The organism is Moorena bouillonii PNG, from assembly GCF_001942495.1.
GTDB classification, from domain to species: Bacteria; Cyanobacteriota; Cyanobacteriia; order Cyanobacteriales; family Coleofasciculaceae; genus Moorena; species Moorena bouillonii.
In genome coordinates this window covers 350284-354905 of record NZ_MKZS01000001.1, presented here as the reverse complement: position 1 = coordinate 354905, position 4622 = coordinate 350284, and the positions used below count along the sequence as shown (strand labels likewise).

The window sequence follows — 4622 nt, the reverse complement described above, 5'->3', positions numbered from 1 at the left end:
TTCTGCTGTATCGCTCACTACATAAGACTCTCATGCCTCCTTGTCCCCCTGTTAGAAAAAAAAGGTACGGTGGGGCACAACGAAACCTAGGTCAAAGACCAACTACGCTTGTGGAGAGGAGACCTCTATTTTGCCTGGCTCCGGCCTGGTTAAACAAGTCACCTCGTTGAAACAAGAATCCCCGTCCTTCCAGGGCGGGGAGTGTCAAGAATCACTTCTTGAGTTTCCCGGTTACTTCCAACAGGAATTTCGACCCACACCTCCCTCTGTTTCCCTATTCCCTATTCCCTATTCCCTATTCCCTATTCCCTATTCCCTTTACTCATTACCAGCTTCATCAATTTGAGCCTCCAATTGGGCTACCTTTTGCTCCAGCTGTTGCTTTTCCAATTTCAAGTTTTCTGCTAAGGCTTCAATTTTTTCGCGACGTGCTTCTACTTCTAAATCGCGGATATCTAACCCTTGGCTTTTCAAGGTTAGCTCTTGCCGCCATTGTTCAGCCCGTTTCATTTCTTCTTCTAAAAAGGTAGACTTAACCTCAGCTGTTAAATACTTCTTGACTAAATCTAACACCCAATCGGTGGCAGATTGAATAGAGATCACCTCTTGAGTTTCAGCCAGATCGATTAAGACTAAGCAACCTTCTTTAAAAGCTTGGGAATTACTAAACGCCACAGGTCTTGGCTGAATGACTTCCCAGAATTGATCAGAGTTTTGGCGGGCAAGTAGTTGCAATTGGAGCCCGCCAAAATCATCATTGTCTTGAACTTGAGCTAGGTGTAGCATTACCGGTTTGATAGAAATCTGTTTAAAGTCTATTTAAGCGATCGCGTAAAATAGACTCTTGCTTTTTAGCCTCAGCTAAAGCCTCTTGAGCACCCTTAACCACAGCTTCTGGAGCTTTACTCACAAAGTTCTTATTACCCAGACGCCCAGACAAGGATTTGACTTCCGCCTCTACTTTACGTAACTTCTTTTCTAACTTAGCCCGTAGAGCATCCACATCCACCACACCAGTTAGGGGAATTAGCACCTGGACAGTACCGACTACACCCGCCATGGTATTTTTAACCTCTTTGTCCAAGGCTGGAGTGATGGTTAATTGATTGACCTTACCTAAGTCTTTGATATAGGCAAGACCCGCCTCCAAAATTTGACGTTCGTCACTGTTGCTGCTTTGCAGAATAACAGGTGCGGTCACCCCTGGTTTAATCTCTGCCTCAGCCCGGAGGTTGCGGATAGTACGGATTGTACCGATCAGCAGCTCAAACCTTTGCTCTAGTTCTGAGTCAATTAGAGAACTTGGGGATATAGAAGATTGGGTATTGCCTATTGACGAAACGTCATGGTCTATTTTAACCTGCACCTCTTCTATATCTTTGATATCTTCTATATCTTTAATATCTTCTCCCTGTTTGATATTCCCATCAATCATCCCCATGTTGGACTCAATTTTCTTCAATTCCGAGGATTGCTGAGTGTCTTCTTTACCAACAATTTCTGCTTTGATGGATTGAATTTTTTCCGATAACTCTTGACGATTCTCAGCCTTGAGCACATAACGGGAAACAAACCAAATGGCATATCCTAGACCAATCAGTTCTAAGCTAGTTGAGAGTAAGGAAATGCGATTGAGCGCACCCACGAAGGCTGTGAGGATATTGAGGGCAATAATTCCTCCCACAACCAACCCTGCTGCGATTATCGGTTGTTTGTAGTCCTCGAACAACGTCTTAGAAAGTTCTGGCAGTTTAGACAATACAGCTACAGTTTGGTTAGAGATTTCCTTGTCCTTAGACAACGATGTTCCTGACCTCGGTGATTGGGCATCAGGGTAATCGGATTTATTATCCGTTAATTTATTAACGGTTAGCAGTTCGCTGTCCGTGGTCTGTAGTTCTTTTTCCCCAGTTTCACCATCTAGGTACTCTATAGGATAAGGTTGTAGCGCCAACACCTGCCCAGATTTTTGGGTCAAGGTGTGCCAGATTTCTTCAGTGATATGGGGCATGAAGGGATGGAGTAGCTTGAGGATACCCTCTAAAACGTAAGCTAGAGTTTGCTGTGCCACAACCCGCGACGGAGAATTGGCATCCTGACGCAGTCTGGATTTGACCAGTTCAATGTACCAATCACAAAAATCACCCCAGATGAACTCATACAGTCCCTTAGCCGCTTCTCCCAAGCCATAAGCATCTAGATAATCCCTAGTTTGACGCACCACTTGATGAAAACGGGAAAGAATCCAGCGATCGCATAATTCCAATGCCTCTACTTTTGGTTGACCCAATTCTTCAGGAGTCTTACCATCAAGGTTTAGCATTACAAACCGGGCTGCATTCCACAGTTTATTGGCAAAATTGCGGGATGCTTCTACAGAAGCTGACTCATCCGTCTTGCGGTTATACTCTAATCGGATATCTTGACCGGCACCTGCCACTTCCCGAACCAAGGTATAGCGCACGGCATCCGTACCATACTTGTCAATCAGGATTAACGGGTCAATACCATTGTTAGCCGACTTAGACATTTTCTTATTGTTTTCATCCCGCACTAGCCCGTGGATGTAAACACTCTTAAACGGCATTTTACCCGTAAAATGTCCTGCCATCATGGTCATGCGGGCAACCCAGAAGAAAATGATGTCAAAACCTGTTACCAGGGTGGTAGTCGGATAGTAAGTCTTCAAATCCTTAGTCTCCTCAGGCCACCCCATAGTCGAGAAAGGCCACAATCCTGAAGAAAACCAGGTATCCAGCACATCTGAGTCTTGCTCTAGCTTGACATTTTCTCCAAATTTTGCTATTGCTTTCTTCTTAGCCTCTGCTTCATGGTGAGCCACAATAAACGGAGTCTCGCTAGTGATTGTCCCATTGGTTTCACTCACCACATACCAAGCAGGAATTTGGTGTCCCCACCAGAGTTGGCGGGAGATACACCAGTCTTTTAATTTCACCAGCCAATCTCGGTAGACCTTCGTCCAGCGTTCCGGGATAAATACCGGTGAATGGTGCTGGTCAAGAGACTCTAGGGCTCTGTCAGCTAGGGGGCGAATTTTGACAAACCATTGCGTTGAGATTAGGGGTTCAACAGGAACCTTTCCGCGATCGCTATAGGGTACCGTATGTTTGTAGTCCTCTACCTTAACCAACACTTCTTCTGCTTCCAGCTGCTTCACCACATTTTTCCGGGCTTCAAACCGGTCTTGTCCTTGGAAAGAGCCAGCCTTTTCATTTAACGTGCCATTCTTATTCATGATATTAATGAATGGCAGACTATGACGCTGACCCATTTGAAAGTCATTAGGGTCATGGGCTGGAGTTACCTTGACGCAACCGGTGCCAAACCCTGGATCAACCAACTCATCAGCAATAATCGGAATTTTTCGTCCCATAATTGGCAAGGTTACAGTTTTACCAATTAAATCCTGGTAGCGTTCATCATTAGGATTAACTGCAACCGCCGTATCTCCCAACATAGTTTCTGGTCTAGTGGTAGCTACTTCCACAAAACCATTGCTATCAGTCAGGGGATATCGAAAATGCCACAAATGCCCATCAACTTCCTTATTTTCCACTTCCAAATCTGAGACAGCGGACTCCGAGGCTGGACACCAGTTGACCATATATTCGCCCCGATAAATCAGTCCCTGATCATAGAGTTGAACAAAGGCTTCAATTACTGCTTTCGATAAGCCTTCATCCATCGTGAACCGTTCCCGCGACCAATCTACCGAGACCCCCAAACGCCTCAGCTGGTTAACGATGGTGCCACCTGATTCTTCCTTCCACTCCCAAGCCCGTTCAAGAAACTTTTCCCGTCCCAAGTCATAGCGGGTTTTGCCTTCAGCTTCTAGCTGTCTATCGAGAATGGTTTGTACAGCAATACTAGCGTGGTCAGTTCCTGGTAGCCACAGGGTATTGCGTCCTGTCATCCGGTGGTAACGGACGAGGGTGTCGATCAGAGCACTCTCGAAGGCGTGACCCATGTGCAACTTCCCAGTAACGTTAGGTGGGGGGATAACAACGCAATAGGGTTCACCCTGGTGATTGGGGTCAGCTTTGAAGACTTGGTTTTCTTCCCAGTATTGTTGCCACTTGGCTTCGGTGGTTTTCGGTTCGTATTTGGTTGCCAGGGTGGGTGTGGTTGCGGTCATGCTGGGAATGGTGAATAGATGGGCTTACCTCAATTTTGCCACAGGCTCAAGCATAGTTAAGGAGATGAACTGCAAATACGGGAAGGATGCGTGCGGCATAAAAGCAGGGGAGCATGAGTTGGTGGGGAGTCACCAAATACCTGTCCAGCTAATATATCGATAAGTATAGAAAAGCGAGTCGTCTTCGCGGTTGATCAATCGAGATCAACACTTGAGAGTTACTAGAAATCTCAACACTGAAAGCCCCGCATCGCGATTATCGGGGATGAAAGTGACTAGCGAGTTTAGTCGCCTAAAAAACTTTTATCAAAAGGTTGATAAAACTTTAGCGCCATAGTATAATCTGAGTATAGGGTACAGGCTGAAAAACCGAGGCACAACCGGGAGAGAGACCCGCAATTGTTTGACCTGAAAGTAGTAATGCCCGGAGGGTAGGGAAAGTCCTCCTTTCTTGATGCAGTCGCTC

The 4622-nt window shown here is 45.9% G+C and carries 3 protein-coding genes; 1 reads left to right on the top strand and 2 read right to left on the bottom strand.

Features of this window, described 5'->3' with window-relative positions:
• Positions 1–130: 130 nt before the first annotated feature.
• Positions 131–346: a hypothetical protein gene (locus tag BJP37_RS35340; RefSeq protein ID WP_143727417.1), complete on the top strand. Its 216-nt coding sequence runs from the start codon at positions 131–133 to the stop codon at positions 344–346.
• On the opposite strand, the gene BJP37_RS01520 is transcribed toward BJP37_RS35340, so the two are convergent.
• Together BJP37_RS01520 and BJP37_RS01515 are read right to left on the bottom strand one after the other, a co-directional pair.
• Positions 319–786, bottom strand: a complete 468-nt coding sequence (locus BJP37_RS01520; protein ID WP_075895921.1) for an HmpF-related protein — start codon at positions 784–786, stop codon at positions 319–321. The genes BJP37_RS35340 and BJP37_RS01520 overlap by 28 nt on opposite strands.
• A gap of 22 nt (positions 787–808) precedes the next feature.
• A complete protein-coding gene (locus BJP37_RS01515) occupies positions 809–4156 on the bottom strand; it encodes a valine--tRNA ligase (RefSeq protein WP_075895919.1) in 3348 nt (1115 codons plus the stop codon).
• Positions 4157–4622 lie beyond the last annotated feature (466 nt).